Origin of the sequence: Mycobacterium sp. shizuoka-1, assembly GCF_002723835.1 — a bacterium.
Taxonomy (GTDB): Bacteria; Actinomycetota; Actinomycetes; order Mycobacteriales; family Mycobacteriaceae; genus Mycobacterium.
Genome location: NZ_BEWG01000033.1, coordinates 17,897 through 38,466 on the forward strand (window position 1 = coordinate 17,897; position 20,570 = coordinate 38,466).

At 67.4% G+C, this 20,570-nt stretch carries 23 protein-coding genes; 14 read left to right on the plus strand and 9 right to left on the minus strand.

What is annotated here, in order from left to right; genetic code table 11:
- The first annotated feature begins 78 nt into the window (after window positions 1–78).
- Window positions 79–918 (plus strand): mycofactocin-coupled SDR family oxidoreductase, encoded by an 840-nt coding sequence (locus tag MSZK_RS11360; RefSeq protein WP_099247825.1) that lies wholly within the window; start codon window positions 79–81, stop codon window positions 916–918.
- On the opposite strand, the gene MSZK_RS11365 is transcribed toward MSZK_RS11360, so the two are convergent.
- Complete coding sequence (locus MSZK_RS11365) at window positions 911–1,510, minus strand: TetR/AcrR family transcriptional regulator (RefSeq protein ID WP_099247995.1); 600 nt, start codon at window positions 1,508–1,510, stop codon at window positions 911–913. The two genes, MSZK_RS11360 and MSZK_RS11365, sit on opposite strands and share 8 nt — an antisense overlap.
- Before the next feature lie 143 nt (window positions 1,511–1,653).
- Here MSZK_RS11365 and MSZK_RS11370 point away from each other — a divergent pair, with 143 nt between their 5' ends.
- From MSZK_RS11370 to MSZK_RS11380, 3 genes are read left to right on the plus strand one after another with little or no spacing between them, the layout of a single operon-like run.
- Window positions 1,654–1,869, plus strand: coding sequence for a ferredoxin (locus MSZK_RS11370; protein ID WP_099247997.1), 216 nt, complete (start codon window positions 1,654–1,656; stop codon window positions 1,867–1,869).
- Complete coding sequence (locus MSZK_RS11375) at window positions 1,866–3,146, plus strand: cytochrome P450 (RefSeq protein ID WP_099247827.1); 1,281 nt, start codon at window positions 1,866–1,868, stop codon at window positions 3,144–3,146. Before MSZK_RS11370 ends, MSZK_RS11375 begins: the two co-directional genes overlap by 4 nt.
- 29 nt (window positions 3,147–3,175) lie before the next feature.
- Window positions 3,176–3,841: an FMN-binding negative transcriptional regulator gene (locus MSZK_RS11380; protein WP_099247829.1), complete on the plus strand. Its 666-nt coding sequence runs from the start codon at window positions 3,176–3,178 to the stop codon at window positions 3,839–3,841.
- 5 nt (window positions 3,842–3,846) lie between these two features.
- Here the strand turns inward: MSZK_RS11380 and MSZK_RS11385 are convergent, their stop codons facing one another.
- Window positions 3,847–4,179, minus strand: coding sequence for a MarR family winged helix-turn-helix transcriptional regulator (locus MSZK_RS11385; RefSeq protein ID WP_233211235.1), 333 nt, complete (start codon window positions 4,177–4,179; stop codon window positions 3,847–3,849).
- A gap of 214 nt (window positions 4,180–4,393) precedes the next feature.
- Between MSZK_RS11385 and MSZK_RS11390 the strand changes: the two genes are divergently transcribed.
- The gene (locus MSZK_RS11390; protein WP_099247833.1) at window positions 4,394–5,245 is read left to right on the plus strand and encodes an oxidoreductase; all 852 of its coding nucleotides are present in this window, start codon (window positions 4,394–4,396) and stop codon (window positions 5,243–5,245) included.
- Here the strand turns inward: MSZK_RS11390 and MSZK_RS11395 are convergent, their stop codons facing one another.
- From MSZK_RS11395 to hisN, 3 genes are all read right to left on the minus strand, one after another.
- Window positions 5,246–6,460 carry an acyl-CoA dehydrogenase family protein gene (locus MSZK_RS11395; protein ID WP_099247835.1) on the minus strand — a complete coding sequence of 405 codons (1,215 nt, stop codon included), beginning with the start codon at window positions 6,458–6,460 and terminating at the stop codon, window positions 5,246–5,248.
- 32 nt (window positions 6,461–6,492) lie between these two features.
- Complete coding sequence (locus tag MSZK_RS11400) at window positions 6,493–7,875, minus strand: acyl-CoA dehydrogenase family protein (RefSeq protein WP_099247837.1); 1,383 nt, start codon at window positions 7,873–7,875, stop codon at window positions 6,493–6,495.
- Between the two features lie 157 nt (window positions 7,876–8,032).
- Window positions 8,033–8,857: a histidinol-phosphatase gene (gene hisN, locus MSZK_RS11405; RefSeq protein ID WP_099247839.1), complete on the minus strand. Its 825-nt coding sequence runs from the start codon at window positions 8,855–8,857 to the stop codon at window positions 8,033–8,035.
- A 123-nt stretch (window positions 8,858–8,980) separates the two neighbouring features.
- Between hisN and MSZK_RS11410 the strand changes: the two genes are divergently transcribed.
- Complete coding sequence (locus tag MSZK_RS11410) at window positions 8,981–9,295, plus strand: hypothetical protein (protein WP_099247841.1); 315 nt, start codon at window positions 8,981–8,983, stop codon at window positions 9,293–9,295.
- Here MSZK_RS11410 and MSZK_RS11415 read toward each other — a convergent pair.
- Window positions 9,292–9,840, minus strand: a complete 549-nt coding sequence (locus MSZK_RS11415; protein ID WP_099247843.1) for a TetR/AcrR family transcriptional regulator — start codon at window positions 9,838–9,840, stop codon at window positions 9,292–9,294. The two genes, MSZK_RS11410 and MSZK_RS11415, sit on opposite strands and share 4 nt — an antisense overlap.
- A gap of 73 nt (window positions 9,841–9,913) precedes the next feature.
- Here MSZK_RS11415 and MSZK_RS11420 point away from each other — a divergent pair, with 73 nt between their 5' ends.
- Window positions 9,914–11,122, plus strand: coding sequence for an MFS transporter (locus MSZK_RS11420; protein ID WP_233211237.1), 1,209 nt, complete (start codon window positions 9,914–9,916; stop codon window positions 11,120–11,122).
- Window positions 11,123–11,125: 3 nt separating this feature from the next.
- On the opposite strand, the gene MSZK_RS11425 is transcribed toward MSZK_RS11420, so the two are convergent.
- On the minus strand, window positions 11,126–12,493 hold the full coding sequence (locus tag MSZK_RS11425) for an FAD-dependent oxidoreductase (protein ID WP_099247845.1): 1,368 nt from the start codon (window positions 12,491–12,493) through the stop codon (window positions 11,126–11,128).
- Between the two features lie 194 nt (window positions 12,494–12,687).
- Here MSZK_RS11425 and prfB point away from each other — a divergent pair, with 194 nt between their 5' ends.
- From prfB to MSZK_RS11460, 7 genes are read left to right on the plus strand one after another with little or no spacing between them, the layout of a single operon-like run.
- The gene (gene prfB, locus MSZK_RS11430) at window positions 12,688–13,806 is read left to right on the plus strand and encodes a peptide chain release factor 2 (protein WP_099247847.1); all 1,119 of its coding nucleotides are present in this window, start codon (window positions 12,688–12,690) and stop codon (window positions 13,804–13,806) included.
- On the plus strand, window positions 13,793–14,791 hold the full coding sequence (locus MSZK_RS11435) for a mechanosensitive ion channel family protein (protein ID WP_099247849.1): 999 nt from the start codon (window positions 13,793–13,795) through the stop codon (window positions 14,789–14,791). Before prfB ends, MSZK_RS11435 begins: the two co-directional genes overlap by 14 nt.
- Window positions 14,788–15,270 carry a hypothetical protein gene (locus MSZK_RS11440; protein ID WP_099247851.1) on the plus strand — a complete coding sequence of 161 codons (483 nt, stop codon included), beginning with the start codon at window positions 14,788–14,790 and terminating at the stop codon, window positions 15,268–15,270. Before MSZK_RS11435 ends, MSZK_RS11440 begins: the two co-directional genes overlap by 4 nt.
- A gap of 40 nt (window positions 15,271–15,310) precedes the next feature.
- The gene (gene ftsE, locus MSZK_RS11445) at window positions 15,311–16,000 is read left to right on the plus strand and encodes a cell division ATP-binding protein FtsE (RefSeq protein WP_078020336.1); all 690 of its coding nucleotides are present in this window, start codon (window positions 15,311–15,313) and stop codon (window positions 15,998–16,000) included.
- Entirely contained in the window at window positions 16,001–16,894 is an 894-nt protein-coding gene (gene ftsX, locus MSZK_RS11450) for a permease-like cell division protein FtsX (protein WP_099247853.1), read from the plus strand.
- Between the two features lie 2 nt (window positions 16,895–16,896).
- Window positions 16,897–17,385, plus strand: a complete 489-nt coding sequence (gene smpB, locus MSZK_RS11455; protein ID WP_099247855.1) for an SsrA-binding protein SmpB — start codon at window positions 16,897–16,899, stop codon at window positions 17,383–17,385.
- Entirely contained in the window at window positions 17,382–18,227 is an 846-nt protein-coding gene (locus MSZK_RS11460) for an EamA family transporter (RefSeq protein ID WP_371411327.1), read from the plus strand. Before smpB ends, MSZK_RS11460 begins: the two co-directional genes overlap by 4 nt.
- Before the next feature lie 81 nt (window positions 18,228–18,308).
- Here MSZK_RS11460 and MSZK_RS11465 read toward each other — a convergent pair whose 3' ends face one another.
- Entirely contained in the window at window positions 18,309–19,490 is a 1,182-nt protein-coding gene (locus tag MSZK_RS11465; protein ID WP_099247859.1) for a sulfotransferase, read from the minus strand.
- The gene (locus tag MSZK_RS11470; protein WP_099247861.1) at window positions 19,487–20,569 is read right to left on the minus strand and encodes a DUF1214 domain-containing protein; all 1,083 of its coding nucleotides are present in this window, start codon (window positions 20,567–20,569) and stop codon (window positions 19,487–19,489) included. The genes MSZK_RS11465 and MSZK_RS11470 overlap by 4 nt, the downstream gene beginning before the upstream one ends.
- Window position 20,570 lies beyond the last annotated feature (1 nt).

Sequence of the window (20,570 nt, forward strand, 5' to 3'; positions counted from 1 at the left end):
TATCGATCGATCAAATTTGATCGCGGTGTGGTGGTCAGGCGCGGTACGCGTCGAGTTCATTCGGAGACGAGGATTTTCATGACTGGACGAGTCGAGGGCAAGGTCGCGTTCATCACCGGTGCGGCCCGGGGGCAGGGCCGCAGCCACGCGGTTCGGCTGGCGCAGGAGGGCGCCGACATCATCGCCGTCGATGTGTGCAAGCGCATCAGCAGCAACGAGGACATCCCCGCACCCACGCCCGACGACCTGGCCGAGACCGCCGACCTGGTGAAGGGTCTCAACCGCCGGATCGTGACCGCGGAGGTCGACGTGCGCGACTACGACGCGCTCAAGGCGGCAGTTGACAGTGGTGTCGAACAACTGGGGCGACTCGACATCATCGTGGCCAACGCCGGTATCGGCAACGGCGGACAGACGCTGGACCACACCAGCGAGGCGGACTGGACCGACATGATCGACGTGAACCTCTCCGGTGTCTGGAAGACCGTCAAAGCCGCTGTACCCCATCTAATTTCTGCCGGTCGCGGCGGTTCGATCATTCTGACCAGCTCGGTCGGCGGGCTGAAGGCGTATCCGCACACCGGTCACTACATAGCCGCCAAGCACGGCGTGGTCGGTCTGATGCGGACCTTCGCCGTCGAGCTCGGCCAGCATTTCATCCGGGTGAACTCGGTGCATCCCACCAACGTCAACACCCCGCTGTTCATGAATGAGGGCACCATGAAGCTGTTCCGTCCGGATCTGGAGAACCCGGGCCCTGACGATATGGCGGTGGTCGCCCAGATGATGCACGTGCTGCCGATCGGCTGGGTCGAGCCGGTCGACATCAGTAATGCGGTGCTGTTCTTGGCTTCTGACGAGGCGCGCTACGTCACCGGTCTGCCGATGACGGTGGACGCCGGGAGCATGCTCAAGTAGCCGGTGCCTGCTGCGTGGCAGCGAACCGATTCAAGAACCGGTCGACCAGTTCACGCATTTGTTCGTGTCCCTCGGTCATCCCGATCGCGCTTTCGTTGCACAGACTGCGCGCAATCTGCGCCACGAGCATCGAGATTGCCACGGGCGGATATTCGTTCAGGTCGAAGCCGTGTGCGCGCAGAGCGACTGTTGCAGCGGCAGTTTCGATGTCACGCACCCGCTCGGCGTACGACTTGAGCTCAGCGCTGATGGCCTTGCGGTGGTTGGCCAGGGCGACGAATTCGGTGTAGAGGCCCGTCCAGCGCTGGTCGGTGTTGATCGACCACAGCGCTCGCAACGGTTCCTCGGCGGTTATCGCTTGGCGCATCCGGGCCAGCGACGCCTCGGAGCCGGACCGCAACACGGCCACGAACAGGTCGTCCATCGTCGGAAAGTAGTAGTACACCAGGGCGGATCGCACTCCGGCGCGTGTCGCCACCCGCCTTGAGGTGGCGGCGGCGTACCCCTCCTCCAGCATGATCTGAGCGGTCGCCTCCATCAGGCGGGCACGCGCGCCGGCATCTTTGTCCTTGGACTTCGGTGTCGGCGCCATGGTCGCCATCCTCTCAGGGCGGTCGGCCAGTTGGCTAGTCGGTCGCCCGGGTCGCCTCTTGACCGCTGATTTCCGGCCATGGTAAGCATGTCCAATCGTAGAATTTGATCGATCGATCAATAGTCAAACCGATGGAGGGTTCGATGACCGCGGCTCGCTGGAGCGTGCAGGTCGACCGGAATCTGTGCGAGGGCCACGCCCTGTGCGTCGAACTGGCCGCAGAGGTCTTCGACGTCGACGCCGACGATCAGGCCATCTGCGATCAGTCACCCGCGGACGAGCTGCGCGCCCACGTCGAGGCCGCCGTCGCCGCCTGCCCCCGGCAAGCCATCAGCATCGTGAAAGGCCCCCAGGAATGACCGATTTGGCAGCCGCCGATTACTTCTCGGATCAGGACATCGCCCAGGATCCCTACGACTATCTCGCCTACCTGCGGGCGCAGAACCCGGTGTTCCGCGAGCCGAATTACGGTGTCGTCGCGGTCACCGGATACGACGAGGCGGTCGCCGCGTTCAAGGACTACGAGACGTTCTCGGCGGTGAATGCGATCGGCGGCCCGTTCCCGCCGCTGCCGTTCATTCCCGAGGGCGACGACATCTCCGAGCAGATCGAAGCGCACCGCCACCTCTTTCCCATCAACGAGTTGATGGTCACGATGGACCCGCCGGCGCACACGCGCGCCCGCTCCCTGCTGAGTCGGCTGCTGACGCCCGCGCGGCTGAAGGAGAACGAAGACTTCATGTGGGAGCTGGCCGACCGGCAGCTCGACGAGTTTATCGGCAACGGCACGTGTGAGTTACTCGGTGAGTATGCCAAGCCGTTCGCCACGTTGGTGATCGCCGATCTGCTGGGGGTGCCTGCCGAAGACCGTGCGGAGTTTCGCGCGAGTCTGGGCGCAGGCAAGGAGCCGGGCAGCGCGGTCGGCGCCCTCGACCACACTCCCGTCGCGGTCAATCCGCTGGAGTGGCTGGAGGGCAAATTCACCGGCTACATCGCCGAGCGACGCGAGCAGCCACGCGACGACGTCCTGAGTTCGCTTGCGGCAGCGACCTACCCCGACGGTACGACGCCGGACGTCGTCGACGTCGTCCGTCAGGCCACCTTCCTGTTCGCCGCCGGTCAGGAGACCGTGGTCAAACTGCTCAGCGCGTCCGCGCGGGTGCTGGCCGAGCGGCCCGACCTCCAAGACGCACTGCGCGCGGATCGCAGCCTGATCGGCACCTTTATCGAGGAATCGCTGCGCATCGAGAGCCCGACCAAGGTCGACTTCCGGCTGGCGCGCAGGACGACGACGCTGGGCGGGGTGCACATCCCGGCCGGGACCGTGCTGATGCTGTGCCTGGGCGCGGCCAACCGCGACCCGCGCAAGTTCGACCGGCCCGACGAATTCCGGCTGGACCGCAAGAACGTTCGCGAGCACATCACGTTCGGCCGCGGCATCCACACCTGTGCCGGTGCGCCGCTGGCCCGCGTCGAGGCGAAGGTCACGCTCAACCGGCTCCTGGATCGCATGACCGACATCGCCATCGACGAGACACAGCACGGACCCGCCGGGGATCGTCACTACCGCTACGAACCGACGTTCCTGCTGCGCGGCCTGAGCGAACTGCACCTCACCTTCAAACCTGTTGCGTGACGAGGCAGGTACCGGAACGATAGACCGACATGCTCATCCATCCCTGGGACGCCGCGCTCGATGCCGCCGAGTGGCAGGAGTGGCTGTCGACGACTGACCGATTCGGGGTGCTCGCGGTCAACAATCGCGATCCAGGCCAAGCCCCGCTGCTGTTGCCCACCCATTTCACCGTGGCGGGCGAGGAGCTGCTGATCCATCTGGCGCGGCCCAATCCGGTGTGGCCGCATGTGGAGGCCGCCGCCGAGGTACGGCTGGCGGTGATCGGTGACTACGCCTACATCCCGACCTACTGGCGGGCCAAGGCGGGCGGCCCCGACGAGGACGGCGTGCCGACGAGCTACTACGCGTCCGTCCAATTCGTCTGCCGTCCAACGATTGTCGATGACTCACAGGGCAAGGTCGACATCTTGCGGGCGCAGCTCGATGACTTCCAGCCCGAGGGCCGCCACGCCGAGGTGGCCGTGGGGGAGGACCCGTACGGCCGGATGCTGCCGGGCATCCGCGGCGTGCGGCTCGCGGTCGAGCGCGTCGAGGCCAAGTTCAAGTACGACGACGCCAACCCCGTCGAGCACCGTGAGCGAGTCATCGGCCATCTCCAGGAGCGTGGCCGGGGTCTCGATGCCGGGGTAGCGGCCCAGCAGCGACGACGCCTGTCCGAGATCGGCGACTGGCGGGCTCGCCGCGACCGCACGTAATCAGCTCAGTCGCCGACCGAATCTGCCAGCCGGTGCAGCAGGTCGGTGAGGACCACCTGTTCGTCGCCAGAGAGCACCCCGAACAACTCGTGCGACGCCGCGGTATAGGCGACCGCCCACGTCTGCGCCTGGCGCCGGCCCGTCGCGGTCGTCTGTAACAGCGTCACCCGGCGATCGGAATCGTCGGCGCAGCGTTCGACGAGACCGTCCCGGACGAGCGCGTCGACCAGGGTGGAGGCGGTGCCCTGCGTGATGCCGACCGTCCGGGCGAGATCGGTGAGCCGGACCGGACCGCAGCGGTCCACCTCGAATAGCACTTTCGAGCGCGGGGTAGACACCCCGTGGTCACCGAGTCGCTCGTCGAGCGCGCGGACGAGGGTCTTGCCGGCGCGGCCGAACGCGTCGGCGAGTTCGGCGGCCCGCTGCCGGGATTCGCTGTCGTGAGCAGGCTTCGGAATGTCGCTTCACCTCCGTTGGTTGACAAGCAGCGTAGCGTGCGGGCAGGATAGTTCGACATCAAATAATTCGATCACAATGCGAATGGATGGCCCCATGACACGCTTCCCGTTGGCCGCCTACAACGTCCACCGCGTCGGATTCGGCGCCATGCAGCTTCCTGGGCCGGGAGTGTTCGGGCCGCCGCGCGACCACGACGAGGCGCTGGCGGTCCTGCGACGTGCGGTCGATGCCGGCGTCGACCACATCGACACCTCGCAGTTCTACGGCCCCGACGTCGCGAACGAACTGATCCGGGAGGCGTTGCATCCCTACCCCGAGAACCTGGCCCTGGTGAGCAAGGTCGGTGCCCGCCGCGATGACCAGGGCGATTGGCTGCCCTACAACCAGCCGGCCGAGTTGCGCGCCGGCATCGAGGAGAACCTGCGCACCCTCGGGGTGGATCACCTGGCCGCGGTCAACCTGCGGGTGATGGAGAACGAGGCCGATACCCTGTTCACCGACCAGCTCGGCGCCATGATCGCCGCCCGCGACGAGGGTCTGATCGGCGGTATCGGGCTCAGCAACGTCAGCCATGAACAACTGCTGCACGCGTTGGAGATGACCGACATCGTCTGCGTGCAGAACCCGTTCAACCTCGTCGATCGCTCGTCGCAACCGGTGCTCGACGAGTGCATCGCCCGCGATATCGCGTTCGTGCCGTTCTTCCCGCTCGGGTCGGCCTTCCACGAGGTCAATCCGGTGCTGACCCACCATCTCGTCACCGGTGCCGCCGACCGGCTCGGCTACACGCCAGCGCAGATCGCACTGGCGTGGACGCTGAGTGTCGCCGACAACGTCCTGCTCATCCCGGGCACTTCGTCGCTGGGCCACCTCGAGGAGAACCTGGCCGTCGCCGACATCGAACTCGACGACGAGACCCGGCGCGAGCTGACCGCGGTCGCCTGACTACTTCAGCTCGGTCGACGACAGACCCAGCAGCCGGCGGGCCACCACCAGCTGCTGGATCTGCTGGGTGCCTTCGAAGATGTCGAGGATCTTGGAGTCACGGGCCCACTTCTCCAGCAGGGTCTGCTCGGAATAGCCGGCGGTGCCGGCCATCTCGACGGCCTTGAGGGTGATGTCGCTGGCCACCCGGGCGGCCTTGGCCTTGCCCATCGACGCTTCCTTGGAGTTCGGGATCGCATTGTCGGCCTGCCAGGCCGACCGGACGGTCAGCAGGTAACCGGCCTCCCAGTCGGCCTCCATCCGCAGGAACTCCGCGGCGGCCGCACTCTGCGCGTGGGCGGGCTTGTCGTAGGAGATCTCCACGCCGGCCTCGGTCAGGATCGTGCGCAGTTCCTCCAGCGCGGCCCGCGCCACACCGACCGCCATCGCGGCCACGATGGGGCGGGTGTTGTCGAAGGTCTCCATGACCCCGGCAAAGCCCTTCTCCACCTCGATCTCCGGGCTGCCGAGCAGATTCTCCTTGGGGATCCGGGCGTTCTCGAACCGGATCGCCGCGGTGTCGGAGGCCTTGATGCCCAGTTTGTGCTCGAGGCGTTCGACGGTCACCCCGGGATGATCGCGCGGCACGATGAACGATTTGATCGCCGCGCGGCCCTTAGACTTGTCCAACGTCGCCCACACCACGATGTGGGTGGCGCGCGAACCCGCCGTGACATAGATCTTCTCGCCGTTGATCACATACTCGTCACCGTCGAGCACCGCCGTGGTCGACACCGCGGCCGAATCCGAGCCGAACGACGGCTCGGTGATCGCCATTGCGGCCCAGACGTTTTTGCCCAACCGCTGCAGCTGCTCGTCGGTGGCCACGCCTGAGATCGCGGCGTTGCCCAGCCCCTGACGGGGGACCGACAGCAGCAATGCGATGTCACCCCAGGAGATCTCCAGTGCATTGAGCAGGGCGGACATGTTGCCGCCGTTGATGTTTCCCTTGGGTCCGGCGTCGCTGTCGCGGAAGGCCTCCGTACCGGCGAACGAAATCGTATTGGCTTCGGAGATGCCCTCGAAGAGGGTGGCCAGCGTGTCCAGCTCGACGGGGTAGGCGTGCTCGGCCTTGTCGTACTTGCGCGAGATCGGCCGCAGCATCTCCGCGGCGCCCTGGTGGGCCTTTTCGATCACGGCTTCCAGCTTGCGCGGCATTTCGAGATTGATTGCCATGGCAGTTCGTTTCCGTTCGTTGGCCGTGAGTTCTACAGGACGACAACACCTTCGGCGACGCCGATGGCCCGCAGATCGCGGTACCAGCGTTCGACCGGGTGTTCCTTGGTGAAGCCGTGGCCGCCGAGCAGCTGCACACCGTCCAGGCCGATCTGCATGCCCTTGTCAGCGCCCAGCTTCTTGGCCAGCGCAGCCTCGCGGGCGAACGGCAGGCCGCGTTCGGCGCGGGCGGCGCCGCGCCAGGTGATCAGGCGCAGCCCGTCGAGTTCGATCGCGATGTTGGCGCACATGAACGCCACCGCCTGACGGCGCGCGATCGGCTCGCCGAACGCTTCGCGTTCCTTGACGTAGGGGATCACGTAGTCGAGCACGGCGTGCGAGGTGCCGACCGCCAATGCGGCCCAGCCCAAGCGGGACAACGCAATTGCCTCGGAGTAATCCGCGTCGGTGGCACCATCCTCGCCGAGTCGTGCCGACAGCGGAACCGAGACGTCGGTCAGCTCCACTTGGCCGAGTGCGGCGGCCCGGATGCCCATGCTGGGATCGGCCTTGATCGACAACCCGGCGGTCGCGGCCTCGACAATGAACATCGCCGGCTTGCCGTTGAGTTGTGCTGCGACGATGAACAATTCGGCGTCAGCGGCGGCGGGAACCAATGATTTGATGCCGTTGAGGCGATAGCCGCTGGGCGTGCGTACCGCGGTGGTCTTGAGGGCGGTCGGGTCGAACAGGGCGTGGGGTTCGGCGATCGCCACGCACGCCTGGGGGGCGTTCTCACCCGCGAACTCGGCGAGATAGGTGGCCTGCTGGTCGGCGCTGCCCCAATGGGTGAGTGCCGATGCGACGCCGCCTGGCGCCAGGATCGGCAGCGCCAGACCCATGTCGCCGTAGGCCAGTGCCTCGGTGACCAGGGCGTTGGTGACGGTGGTGCGTTGTTCGGCGATACCGTCGAAGTCCTCGGGGATGTTGATCGCGGTGATGCCCAGCTCCGCGGCCTTGGCGATCAGGTCCGGGGGATAGGCCGCCGCCTCGTCGGCATCGTGGGCGGCCGGTCGCAGAATCTCTTCGGCGAACTCGTCGACCGTCGCGACGATCATCTTCTGGTCGTCGTCGGGAGTGAGGTCGAAATAGTCGGCGCCACCGGTCTTCAGCCGAGTCGGCGGCTTACCGATGCTCTGGACCTTCTTGAATTGCCTGGTGGCCGCTCCGGCGGTCGAGAACGCCTGCTTGACACCGTATTTCAGGCCGCGGTTGAACGGATCTCTGAGGTGGTAGCGGTCCAGGAACTCCTGGCCGACCACCGGCGTGATGACCGCCAGTGCGATGTCGGTGAAGGACCGCTTGTGTTTGAACTGTCCGACCGCGCTGTCGCGGGCCCGGGCGCTCGTTGTTGTGTGCGGAAGAGTATTCGTCATTGTCGTCAGCCTCGTCGACGGTGGGCGGTGCTGGTCAGAACTCGCTGACGGCTATCTTACTCCAAAGTAAGGTAGAACTCGGAAGCTCTTCCGGTGCCGGGTTGTGTTGGGTAGCTCACAGCCGACCGTGGGGAGGGCGGCGTCGACTCGACGCGATCTAGCGCGGTGCCAGCGCCGCCAGGGTCGCCTCGTGCACCAATCCGTTGGTGGCGACGGCATTCCCGCCATGCGGACCGGGGCGGCCGGCCAGGTTCGTGAAGCTGCCGCCGGCCTCGCGCACCAGAATGTCCAGCGGAGCCAGGTCCCAGAGTTTGACCTCCGGCTCGGCGGCGATGTCGACCGCGCCCTCGGCGACCAGGCAGTAGGAGTAGAAGTCGCCGTAGCCGCGCACCCGCCAGACCGCGTCGGTCAGCTCGACGAACTGCTCGCGCAGCCCGAGGTCGGCCCAGCCGGACAGGCTCGAGAACGACAGGCTGGCCGACGCCAGGTCGGCCACACCCGAAACCGCCAGCGTGCGCGCCGGTCCGCCGCCGACGCTGGCGAACGCGCCGAGGCCGAGCCCGGCCCACCAGCGACGGTTGAGAGCGGGGGCGCTGATCACCCCGACCACCGGCACGCCGTCCTCGAGCAGGGCGATCAGGCTCGCCCACACCGGCACGCCGCGGACGAAGTTCTTGGTGCCGTCGATCGGGTCGATCACCCACTGCCTGCCCTCGAACGCGGCGGTCCCGCCGTACTCCTCGCCGACAATCGCGTCGTCGGGGCGCTCACGGGACAAGACCGCTCGCAGCTCGGCCTCGACGGCCTCGTCGGCATCGGTGACCGGCGTCAGGTCGGGCTTGGTGTCGATCCGCAGATCCAGGGCGCCGAACCGGTCGAGAGTGATCGCGTCGGCCCGGTCGGCGAGTTCGGTCGCCACCGCCAGGTCTGCCTGCACATCGTGGCCGCTCACTGCGCCCCCTCGCAGGCTCGGGTCCGGCATGTCCGCTGTTGTTTCGCTCCGCACACCTCGCTCATGCCGTGCCCTCGCAGGCTCGGGTCCGGCATGTCCGCTGTTGATTCGCTCCGCACGCGTCGCTCATGGCAGCAGTCCTACCATGGCCGCATGTGGGAATTCGCGGTGCTCTTGCTCATCGTCGGCGCGCTGGTCCTCGTGCTGGGCCCGCGCTTCATGCGCCGCGGCCCGCGTGGCGAGGCCGCGCAGGGCACTCTGCTGGTGACCGGGGTCAGCCCGCGCCCGGATGCGACCGGCTCGCAGTTCGTCACGATCAGCGGCGTCATCACCGGCCCCACGGTCAGCGAACATGTGGTGTATCAGCGGATGGCGGTCGACGTGGACAGCTGGCCGACGATGGGCCAGCTCATCCCGGTGGTGTACTCGCCGAAGAATCCGGACAACTGGTGGTTCGCGCCCAGCTAGCTCCGCGGCACGTTCACGCACCCCTCGATGATCCGGTCGATCACCGCCAGCAGCCCCTCGTCGAGTTCGGCCCGCGGCTGACCGCCGAGCGCGTTGGACATCGCGTGGTGGTAGAGGCCGTCGCCGATCAGCTTGATCGTTCGCGCGACGTCGCGGTCGCCGATGGCCTCGGTGAGTGCGGTCAGCCACTGGTCGGAGATCATCTCGATCGCCGCCCGTGCCCGTAGATCGCCGGCCTGCTGCAGCCGGGCGACGGCGACCAGGGTGCGGTCCAGCGGGGTGTCCGCGTAATGCGAGGTGCGGATGTAGTGCCGCGCGGGTCCGTCGGTCGCGCTGCGCATCTTGGCCACGTCGTCGGCGGCCAGGGTGATCAGGCGATCGCACAGGGCCTCGGCGAGCTGATCCTTGGACGGGAAGTGGTAGAGCAGGCCGCCCTTGGACACCCCGGCCCGTGCGGCCACCGCGTCGAGGGTCGCGTGGCGCTCCCCGTCGACCGCGAGCGCCTCGGCGTAGGCGTCGAGAATGCGCTCGCGCGAGGTCGTCATCGGCCGAGTTTAATCGGTTTCCAACTGTACCGTCTGGACGGTACAGTTGAGGCGACGTAAAGCACGATGACCGATGAAGGAAGTGATAACCGTGCGCGCCTATGTCGAGCTCGTGCGGGTGCCGGGCGTGGTCAATGTGACCGCTTCACAGCTGTTCGCACGGCTGCCGCTGGGCATGCTGTCGCTGGCGATCCTGCTCCATGTGCAGGCCCGTACCGGGTCCTACGCAGTGGCAGGCGCGGTGGTGGCGGCTACCAGCATCGGTGAAGCGCTGGCCATGCCGATGACCGCGCGGCTGCTCGGGCGACTCGGGATGGTCACGACGCTGGTGTCGGCCGCCGTGCTCAACGGCATCTCCATGCTGGCGCTGGCCTTCGTGCATGCCCCCGCGACCGTCCTGATGGTGCTGGGGTTCTTCATCGGCGCCTCGGTGCCGCCGCTGCTGCCCGCGGCCCGCGCGCTGTATCCGCAGCTGGTGCCCAGTGACGGGCTGCGGGCCCTGTTCGCGCTGGACACCACCGCCCAGGAACTGATCTGGGTGATCGGTCCGGTGGCCGCCACGTTCCTGGCGTCGGCGATCTCGACGGCGATCCCGCTGCTGTTCTCGGCGGCGGTCACGGTGGCGGGCACCGTGTGGTTCCTGCTGAGCGCCCGCCGGCTGCGCCCGACGATCGTGCGCAGCACGGTCGCGTTCGGCCGAGTTCTGGCCAACCCCGCGGTCATCCTGGCCATGGCCGCCAGCCTGGCGCTGGTTGCGTCGTTCATGGCACTGGAAGTCGGCGTGCTCGCGATGTTCGGCAACCACAACCTCTCCGCCGGTGTGGCGTTGGCCGTGGCCAGCCTCGGCTCGCTGATCGGTGGCGTGTTCTTCGGACATCGCAGCCTCGGTGTCCGCGGCTTGGCGCTGTCGATGACGGTCGTCGCCGTAGGCACCGCGCTGTTCGGCATGGTCGACGGCTACGCCATGCAGCTGGCCGCGCTGTTCGCCTCCGGGCTGGGCTTCGCGCCCGCGCTGGCCGCGCTGTACGTGATGGTGTCCCGCAAGATCGCCCAGAACTCCACCGCCGAGGCGTTCGGCTGGCTCAACAGCGGCGCCCTGGTCGGCGGCGCGCTGGGCACCGCGATCGGCGGCGTGGTCGTCGACAACTACGGCGCGTTCGCGGTGATCATGGTGTCGGCGGCGCTGGCCCTGACCGCGGCCTGCACCCCGCTGGTGGCGCGGACGCTGGGCCCGGTCGGCGGGCTGTCCCGTGACCGCGAGCCGGAGACCTGCCAGGTCTGATCGCTACGCGTGGCCGATTCGCAGCAGTTCGGCCACGTTGGCGATCTTCACCCGCGGCCGGCCGTGCGGTTCGCCGGCCGAGCGCTCGTAGGCGTCGATGGCCTGCCAGTGGTCGTCGGTCACCAACAGTGGCTGGCGCTCCACCAGCCAGCGGACCAGCCCGTCGGCGTGCTCGGGTGCGACTTCACGCAACTGCGCCCCGGCGAGGTCGGCGAGCAGGGTGTCGACGGTGTCCTGGGAGTCCTTCTTGTTGGTGCCGATGATCCCCGACGGGCCACGCTTGATCCAGCCGACCACGTACTCGTTGGGGCTGCCTGCGATGCGGCCGTCTTCGTGCGGGATGGTCCCGGCGCCCTCGTCGAACGGCAGGCCGGGGACCGGGACGCCCTTGTAGCCCACCGCGCGCACGACCAGCTGGGCGGGCAGCGTCTCGCGCTCGCCGGTGTCCTTGGCGACGACCCGGCCGCTCTCGTCGGACACCAGTTCGTTGCGGCCCAGCACGATCTCCTCGACCCGGTCGGTGCCGCGGATCTCGATCGGTGACGTCTGGAAGCGGAACACGATGCGGCGATGACCGGGGGTGGGCTCCCGCCCGGCGTAGTCGCGCAGGACTTTGATGTTGGCCTTGGCGATCTTGCCGGCCGCTTCGGCGTCCTCGTCGGTGATGGTGGCCAGGTCCGCCGGGTCGAGCACGACGTCGACGCCCTCGAGCTCGCCGATCTCCCGTAGCTCCAGCGTGGTGATCGCGGACTGCAGCGGACCCCGGCGGCCCAGGATCACCACCTCCTCGACACCTCGGTCGTGCAGCGACTCCAGCGCATGGTCGGCGATGTCGGTGTTGGCCAGCACGGTGGGGTCGGTCACCAGGATGCGGGCGACGTCGATCGCGACGTTGCCGTTGCCCACCACGACGGCACGGCCGCTGCTGATGTCGGGCATCATCTCTTCGAAGTGCGGGTGGGCGTTGTACCAGCCGACGAAGTCGACGGCGGCCACGCTGCCGGCCAACTCCTCACCCGGGATCCGCAGCGCCCGGTCGGACTGGGCGCCGACGGCGTAGATCACCGCGTCGTAGCGCTGCGCCAGTTCGTCGGCCTGGACGTCCTTGCCCACGGTGATGTTGCCGAAGAAGCGGAACCGCGGATCGGTCGACGTCTTCTCGAACGTCTTGGAGATCGACTTGATCTTAGGATGGTCCGGCGCCACGCCCGAGCGCACCAAGCCCCACGGGGTGGGCAGCATCTCGAGCATGTCGACACGCACGTCGGGTCCGCCGTCGGCAACGGAGATGTCGGCGAATTTCAGCAGCGACGCCGCGGCGAAGTATCCCGAAGGTCCCGCACCGACGATCGCGACATAGTAAGGACGCATTCTCGCGCTTTCTGTCCGGACCCGGCCGCGCGCAAGGGGCTGTCGCATCGCAGTCGAGAAGCGCCGCAAGGGGCTGCGCGGCGCACATCCTGTTACGAAAGTGATGTTAGACGCGCAACCGGCGCACAGGCCCCAGAAGTCTCAGGAGCTGCCGTGGATCACAACGTGTCGCGACGCCGGTACCCTGAGGACCCGTGGACCTCGATCGTCAGTCAGATATCGCCGCCCTCGATTCCACCTTGACGACGGTGGAACGAGTGCTCGACATCGACGGGCTGCGGGCCAAGATCGACAAACTCGAGCACGAAGCCGCCGACCCCAACCTGTGGAACGACCAGAGCCACGCCCAGAAGGTCACCAGCGAGCTGTCGCACGCCCAGGGTGAACTGCGCCGGGTCGAAGGTCTGCGCGCCCGCCTCGAAGACCTCCCGGTGCTGTACGAGCTGGCCGCCGAGGAAGACGGGGCAGGGGGGACCGAAGCGCTGGCCGAAGCCGACGCCGAACTGAAGTCGCTGCAGGCCGACGTCGAACAGCTGGAGGTCCGGACGCTGCTGTCCGGCGAGTACGACGAGCGCGAGGCGCTGGTGACCATCCGATCCGGCGCCGGCGGGGTGGATGCCGCCGACTGGGCCGAGATGCTGATGCGGATGTACATCCGCTGGGCCGAGCAACACAAGTATCCGGTCGAGGTGTTCGACACCTCCTACGCCGAAGAAGCCGGCATCAAGAGCGCGACGTTCGCCGTGCACGCCCCCTACGCCTACGGCACGCTGTCGGTCGAGCAGGGCACCCACCGTCTGGTGCGCATCAGCCCGTTCGACAACCAGAACCGGCGTCAGACCTCGTTCGCCGATGTCGAGGTGCTGCCGGTCACCGAAACCACCGACCACATCGACATTCCCGAGCAGGACGTGCGGGTCGACGTCTACCGCTCCAGCGGCCCGGGCGGACAGTCGGTGAACACCACCGACTCGGCGGTTCGACTCACCCACATTCCCACCGGTATCGTCGTGACCTGCCAGAACGAGAAGTCGCAGCTGCAGAACAAGGTGTCGGCGATGCGAGTCCTGCAGGCCAAGCTGCTCGAACGTAAACGCCAGGAGGAACGCGCCGAGATGGACGCCCTCAAGGGCGACGGCGGCAGTTCCTGGGGCAACCAGATGCGCTCCTACGTTCTGCACCCCTACCAAATGGTCAAGGATCTGCGGACCGAGTACGAGGTCGGCAATCCCGCGGCGGTACTGGATGGGGACATCGACGGATTCCTGGAGGCGGGGATCCGGTGGCGCAACCGACGAGATGACGACGACTGATTTCGTGGCTTCGGCCGCGAGAACCGACTATCTGGCGATTGAGTTCTCGAATCGCTGGCACGACTTCTGGCACGGCACCATCGGCGAGTGGATCCTGACCCGGGGGCTGCGGATCACGCTGCTGGTTCTGGGCGGCCTGCTGGCCGCCCGATTCATCAACTGGTCGGCGCAGAAGATATCGCGGCGCATCGACGCCGACTTCCGGGAGAGCGACGCGCTGGTCCGCACCGAGAGTGCCAAACACCGCCAGGCCGTCGCCTCGGTGATCTCCTACGTGGCGATCGCCCTGCTGGCCGTCATGGTGGTCGTCGAGGTCACCGACGTGCTGGCCGTTCCGGTCAGCTCGCTGGTGGCACCGGCGGCGGTGCTGGGCGCCGCGCTGGGCTTCGGTGCGCAGCGCATCGTGCAGGACCTGCTCTCGGGGTTCTTCATCATCACCGAGAAGCAGTACGGGTTCGGTGACCTGGTCTCACTGACGGTCGCCGGCATCGCCAAGGAGGCGACCGGCACAGTCGAGGACGTCACGCTGCGGGTGACCAAGCTGCGGTCGTCGGAAGGGGAGGTGCTGACGATCCCCAACGGGCAGATCGTCAAGACCCAGAACCTGTCCAAGGACTGGGCGCGGGCCGTCATCGACATCCCGGTGCCGACGGCCGCCGACCTGAATCTGGTGAACGACGTGCTGCACGGGGTATCAGAGAAGGCGATCGCCGACCCTGGGCTGAAGGACCTGCTTCTGGACGCCCCGCAGCTGATGGGAGTGGAAAGCATCGAACTCGACACCGTGAACCTGCGCATGGTGGCGCGCACGCTGCCGGGTAAGCAGTTCGAAGTCGGCCGCAAGCTGCGCGTGCTGGTGATCGCCGCCCTGGTGCGCGCCGGTATCGCCAGCCCGGCCGACAACTCGCCGGTGGTCGAGGCCATCGTGCACCCGGCGACCGCAGGCGGCGCCGAGGAGACCCAAGGGCCGGTGACGTCGAAGTGAAGCTGACCCCGACGCGCAGAGAAGGCCGCGGCTGGCCCAACTACATCCTGTGGGGGCGCGTCCGCACGTCGACCGCGGCGCTGCTGGCCGCATTCATCGCGGTGTGGTGGCTGTATGCGACCTACCAGCCGCAGGTGGCGCCGACCGAGGCACCGGCCAATCAGGTGGTGCCGCCGGGCTTCATTCCCGACCCGTCCTACACGTGGGTGCCGCGCACCGACGTCCGGGATCGCAGCACGACCACCAGGACCACGACGCCGACGACGACCACGACCACCACGACGACGGAGACCACCGAACCGAGCACGTCGGAGACCTCCCCGACGTCACCCACCACCCCGACGTCGCCGACGACCACCACGACGCCAGGCCCGGCACCGCTGGAAATCCCCGGGTTGCCGACCCCGACCACCACGCCGATTCCGACGCCGGCGCCGGGGCAGGGGCCGATGGTCACGCCTGCGGCGCCGACGCAGTAACCGGCGCGTCCGGCCCGGACAGCTACACTGGCGTGCCGTGATGATCACCCTTGACCATGTCTCCAAGCAGTACAAGTCGTCGGCGCGGCCCGCCCTCGACAATGTCAGCGTCAAGATCGACAAGGGTGAGTTCGTGTTCCTGATCGGCCCGTCGGGGTCGGGCAAGTCGACGTTCATGCGCCTGCTGCTGGCCGAGGAAACCCCCACCTCCGGCGAGATCCAGGTGTCGAAGTTCCACGTCAACAAGCTCTCCGGCCGCCACATCCCCAAACTGCGCCAGGTGATCGGCTGCGTGTTCCAGGACTTCCGGCTGCTGCAGCAGAAGACCGTGTTCGAGAACGTGGCCTTCGCGCTGGAGGTGATCGGCAAGAAGCCCGACACCATCAACCGGGTGGTGCCCGAGGTGCTGGAGATGGTCGGCCTGTCCGGTAAGGCCAACCGGCTGCCGGCCGAGCTGTCCGGCGGCGAGCAGCAGCGGGTGGCGATCGCGCGGGCGTTCGTGAACCGTCCGCTGGTGCTGCTGGCCGACGAGCCCACCGGCAACCTGGACCCCGAGACCAGCAAGGACATCATGGATCTGCTCGAACGGATCAACCGGACGGGCACCACCGTCTTGATGGCCACTCACGACCACCACATCGTCGACTCCATGCGTCAGCGCGTGGTGGAGCTGTCCCTGGGCAGGCTCGTCCGCGATGAGCAGCGTGGTGTCTACGGAATGGATCGATAAGTGCGCTTCGGCTTCCTGATCAACGAGGTCTTCACCGGACTTCGCCGCAACGTCACGATGACCGTGGCGATGATCCTGACCACCGCGATCTCAATCGGTCTGTTCGGCGGTGGTCTGCTGGTGGTGCGCCTGGCCGACCACTCGCGCACCATCTACCTCGACCGTGTCGAGACCCAGGTGTTCCTGACCAACGACGTGTCGGCCAACGACCCGACCTGCGACGCCGACCCGTGCAAGGCGCTGCGTACCAAGATCGAGCAGCGCGACGACGTGCGCTCGGTGCGGTTCCTGAACCGCGACGACGCCTACGACGACGCGATCCGCAAGTTCCCGCAGTACAAGGACGTCGCCAGCAAGGACTCGTTCCCGGCGTCGTTCATCGTGAAGCTGGACAATCCCGAGCAGCACAAGAACTTCGATGCCGCGATGCAGGGCCAGCCCGGGGTGCTCAACGTGCTCAACCAGAAGGAGCTGATCGACCGGCTCTTCGCGGTGCTCGACGGGCTGTCCGCAGCCGCGTTCGCAGTCGCGGTCGTGCAGGCGGTCGGTGCGATCCTGTTGATCGCCAACATGGTTCAAGTCGCGGCTTACACCAGGCGCACCGAGATCGGGATCATGCGCATGGTGGGCGCGACGCGGTGGTACACCCAGCTGCCGTTCCTGTTGGAGGCGGTGCTGGCGGCGACGATCGGTGTCGTGATCGCGATCGTCGGCCTGATCGTGGTGCGGGCATTGTTCTTGGAGAACGCGCTCAACCAGTTCTACCAAGCCAATCTGATCGCCAGGATCGACTACGCCGACATCCTCTACATCTCTCCGATCATGTTCGGCGTGGGCGTGTTGATGGCCGGTCTCACCGGTTACGTCACGCTGCGCCTCTACGTCCGGAGGTAGCGGTGGCCAAGAACCCGGACAAGAAACCCGACCACAAGGTCGTGGCCACCAATCGCAAGGCGCGCCACAACTATTCGATCCTGGACACCTACGAGTGCGGTGTCGTGCTGCAGGGCACCGAGGTCAAGAGCCTTCGGGAGGGCCATGCGTCGCTGGCCGACGCGTTCGCGACCGTCGACGACGGCGAGATCTGGTTGCGCAACCTGCACATCCCGGAGTATCACCACGGCACCTGGACCAACCATGCGCCGCGGCGCAACCGCAAGCTGCTGCTGCACCGCAGCCAGATCGACACGCTGGTGGGCAAGATCCGCGACGGCAACCTGACCCTGGTGCCGCTGTCGCTGTACTTCTCCGACGGCAAGGTGAAGGTCGAACTGGCGTTGGCGCGCGGTAAGCAGGCCCACGACAAGCGCCAGGACCTGGCCCGCCGCGACGCGCAGCGTGAGGTGATCCGCGAGCTCGGCCGCCGGGTCAAGGGCAAGTTCTGATCGGGGTCCTGCTGGCGCTGGCATCGGCAATCGGTTACGGCGTCAGCGATTTCGTCGGCGGTATCGCGGCCCGACGAGTCGCCGCCCTGCGGGTGGTGCTGGTCTCCTATCCGCTGGCGATGATCCTGCTCGGGATCCTGGCCGCAGTCGTCGGCGGCAACGTGACCACGCCCGCGGTGGTGTGGGGTCTGCTGTGCGGGGTCAGCCAGGCGTTCGGGGTGTGGTGGTTCTACGCCGCGCTCGGGGCCGGCCCGATCTCGGTGGTCTCGCCGCTGACGGCGGTGCTGGTGGCGGCCGTGCCGGTCAGCGTCGGGTTGGCCGCGGGGGAGCGGCCCGGGCTGATCGCCGGAATCGGGATCGTGCTCGCGCTGTTCGCCGTGGTGCTGGTCAGCCGGGAAGCCACCGACGAGGATGTGCGCCCGCACCGGTTCACCGCGACGGTGGCGTGGCTGACCGTCGGGTCGGGGCTGGCGTTCGGGCTCAACTTCGTGCTGATCCACCAGGCCCCGGTCGATGCCCGGCTGTGGCCGCTGTTCTTCGCCCGGGTGTCGGCGACGGCTGTCGTACTCCTGGTGGCCGCGTTCACCGGGAACTTCCGCGCGCCGCGCGGATTCCCGCTGAACATGGCGGTGGCCGCGGCACTGCTGGACACCGGGGCCAACGTGGCGATGCTGCTCGCGTTGCAGGCCTCGATGCTGTCGCTGGCCAGCGTGCTGATGTCGCTCTACCCGGCGGCGACGGTGCTGCTGGCGATCGTGGTGCTGCGCGAGCGGGTCACCCGCTGGCAGGTGGTCGGCATGGTGCTGGCCCTGGTGGCCGTGGGCATGATCGCGGTGCATTGAGCCTTGGCGCGACCGTGCGCGCCTGCCCGCAATACGCAGATAGCTGCGTAGCATTCGTGCACGCTCGCTAGGTGATGGGCGTCAGCGCAGCGGCTCGCTGGGGACGTGATACCGCTCCTGATAGGGCCGGACCTGCTCGCGCAACTCGGCCGCGTCCAGGCCGGTGTCCGCCCAGGTGTATCGGCTGCCGCCGCCGTCGCCGGGGTTGGCCGAAAGGTGCTCGCGCATCCGCTGTTCGGCGACCGGGGTCAGCTCGCGGCCCAGCTGGCCGTAGATCGTCCTGATCGTCGCGAACGGATCGGTCATGAAGTCGGCGAACTGCACGTCGATGATCCGGTCCGGCGCGATCACCCCGTCGTCGACCATCCGCATCGTGCGTTCGAGCCCCAATTGGATTTCGGCGCTGCACAGCCCGGCGGCCCGCGCGACCGACGCGCCGTCGCTGGCCAGCTTCTGCAGATGGGCGATCAGGGCGCTGATCGAGGAGATGACCACCAGCGGATCACGATGGGTCTGAACCAGAATCGCATCGGGATACTCGGCGAGCAGCTTGTCCAGCTGCCAGGTGTGCGCGGGGCTCTTGAGCAACCATTGGCCGGGAACCCCCGACTGCAGGTGCTGCAGGTAGGTGCGGTGGTAGCGGTAGGCGGCGCTGTGGTCGGCTTCGTAATGCAGCCAGTGCGCGTAGTTGGGCAGCCGGTACTGGGTGCTGTAGATCATGCTGCAGAACGTGCCTGCGGTGATCCGGACGCATTCCTGCCCGCCGCGCGCACTCATCGGATGGAACTTCATGAAGCCGGGCATCAGCTGCTCGGTCATCTCCAGCTGCGCCTGGGTTTCGGCGATCCGCGGGTCGGTGTCATAGGTCTCGGGCTGCGGAACCGGGAAGGGCTGGTCGACCTCCCACGTCAGCGGTGCCCGCAGGTCGGGATCCTGGGCGAGCAGGTCGTAGAGGATCGTCGTGCCGGTGCGGGGCTGGCCGAGAATGAAGATCGGCTGCTCGATGCGCTCGTCGGCGATCTCAGGATGGAGGTTGCGCCAGCCGGTGATCTGCAGCCGGTTGCGTAGCGGTACGAGGATGTCGGCGGCGGCGATCTCCACACCCAGCGGCGACAGGTCGGCCTCGGCCACGAAATCTCCGACCAGCCGGGACAGATTGTCCCGCCAGCCGTCGTCGACGCCGAAGTCGTCGCTGCCGGCCAGCTCGCAGGCCTGTTCGATGAGTTTCTCCGGGTCGAGCCGGGCCTCGACAGCGCTCGTCATCGCTGCACCTCCTTCTCCACGACGCGGGTGGTCACCTCGGGGGCGCTGGGATGGTCGAGCCAGCGCAGGGTGACGAATCCCCGTGTGCGCCCGCCGGTGTCGAGCCAATATCCGTCGCCGGTGTCGTCGGCGCCGATATTGATTCGGACCACGCCGTCGGCGCCGGCGTCGACGCCCTTGTTGGTCACCGAGCTCGAGGTGCGCAGCGGCTCTGGGCATTCATGCCAGAGGCTTTCCAGAGTCACTGCCCAGTACCGGGTTTCGGGAGGGGTGAACTCCAGCTGCAGGGACTGGTGGGGTTGCAGGTCGAACACGCCGAGCATGTACAGGTTGTCCGGGGTGGTGTTCTCGGTGCCCAGCGCCTCGGATTCGGAGGTGATCAGCCTGTTGGGGGTGTCGAGAAGGTCCGGGCGCACGGTGCGGTGCAGGGTGGTCAGCTTCACGATCATCCAGCCCATCGCGGTGAGCTGCTGGGCGAGCACCTCGTCGGTGATCGGCTGTGGTCGGCGCGGTGGCCCCAGCAGTTCGATGTCGAGCCGGACGGGGACGGCGGCGGTGGTCTCGGCGATGTATTCGCGCACCACGATGGAGCTGGCGTCGTCGGGAATCTGGACCCAGGTGGACCCGGCCAGATCGATGTCCGGGGGTGGGGTGGCCGAGAAGATGAGGGTGAACCGGCCGTTCTCGTCGAGGATCAGGTCACGGTCGGAGACGTAGTTGCTCATCCGGCGGGGATTGAGGCCGGTGCCGGCCAGCACCTGGATGCCCAGGTAGGTCGACGTGCCCCGGACGCCGGTGACGCGGTAGGCCCGGTCGCCGCTGATGCTGGCCAGCGGGTAGCTGCCGTGCGGGTTGGGGCCGCCGACGTAGCGCTGCGGCGTGGTCATCTGGACGAAGTGCGGGTCGTCGAGGTCGGCGTCGATGGTTAGCTCGGTACACAGCGCGGTGACCCGGTTGAGCACCCGAAGGCCTTCGAGCAGCTCGCGTTCGTCACGTGCGTCCTGCTTGATCTGCTCGGTGATGTCGTCGAGCACTTTGCGGACGAAACCCCATGCCGCCAAGGACTGTTCGCCACTCATG

What these genes read in the sequence shown, in the direction of transcription:
- MSZK_RS11360 (WP_099247825.1), top strand. Translation starts at nt 79, where the DNA reads ATGACTGGACGAGTCGAGGGCAAGGTCGCGTTCATCACCGGTGCGGCC.
- MSZK_RS11365 (WP_099247995.1), bottom strand. Translation starts at nt 1,510, where the DNA reads ATGGCGCCGACACCGAAGTCCAAGGACAAAGATGCCGGCGCGCGTGCC.
- MSZK_RS11370 (WP_099247997.1), top strand. Translation starts at nt 1,654, where the DNA reads ATGACCGCGGCTCGCTGGAGCGTGCAGGTCGACCGGAATCTGTGCGAG.
- MSZK_RS11375 (WP_099247827.1), top strand. Translation starts at nt 1,866, where the DNA reads ATGACCGATTTGGCAGCCGCCGATTACTTCTCGGATCAGGACATCGCC.
- MSZK_RS11380 (WP_099247829.1), top strand. Translation starts at nt 3,176, where the DNA reads ATGCTCATCCATCCCTGGGACGCCGCGCTCGATGCCGCCGAGTGGCAG.
- MSZK_RS11390 (WP_099247833.1), top strand. Translation starts at nt 4,394, where the DNA reads ATGACACGCTTCCCGTTGGCCGCCTACAACGTCCACCGCGTCGGATTC.
- MSZK_RS11395 (WP_099247835.1), bottom strand. Translation starts at nt 6,460, where the DNA reads ATGGCAATCAATCTCGAAATGCCGCGCAAGCTGGAAGCCGTGATCGAA.
- MSZK_RS11400 (WP_099247837.1), bottom strand. Translation starts at nt 7,875, where the DNA reads ATGACGAATACTCTTCCGCACACAACAACGAGCGCCCGGGCCCGCGAC.
- hisN (WP_099247839.1), bottom strand. Translation starts at nt 8,857, where the DNA reads ATGCCGGACCCGAGCCTGCGAGGGGGCGCAGTGAGCGGCCACGATGTG.
- MSZK_RS11410 (WP_099247841.1), top strand. Translation starts at nt 8,981, where the DNA reads ATGTGGGAATTCGCGGTGCTCTTGCTCATCGTCGGCGCGCTGGTCCTC.
- MSZK_RS11415 (WP_099247843.1), bottom strand. Translation starts at nt 9,840, where the DNA reads ATGACGACCTCGCGCGAGCGCATTCTCGACGCCTACGCCGAGGCGCTC.
- MSZK_RS11420 (WP_233211237.1), top strand. Translation starts at nt 9,914, where the DNA reads ATGAAGGAAGTGATAACCGTGCGCGCCTATGTCGAGCTCGTGCGGGTG.
- MSZK_RS11425 (WP_099247845.1), bottom strand. Translation starts at nt 12,493, where the DNA reads ATGCGTCCTTACTATGTCGCGATCGTCGGTGCGGGACCTTCGGGATAC.
- MSZK_RS11435 (WP_099247849.1), top strand. Translation starts at nt 13,793, where the DNA reads ATGACGACGACTGATTTCGTGGCTTCGGCCGCGAGAACCGACTATCTG.
- ftsE (WP_078020336.1), top strand. Translation starts at nt 15,311, where the DNA reads ATGATCACCCTTGACCATGTCTCCAAGCAGTACAAGTCGTCGGCGCGG.
- MSZK_RS11465 (WP_099247859.1), bottom strand. Translation starts at nt 19,490, where the DNA reads ATGACGAGCGCTGTCGAGGCCCGGCTCGACCCGGAGAAACTCATCGAA.
- MSZK_RS11470 (WP_099247861.1), bottom strand. Translation starts at nt 20,569, where the DNA reads ATGAGTGGCGAACAGTCCTTGGCGGCATGGGGTTTCGTCCGCAAAGTG.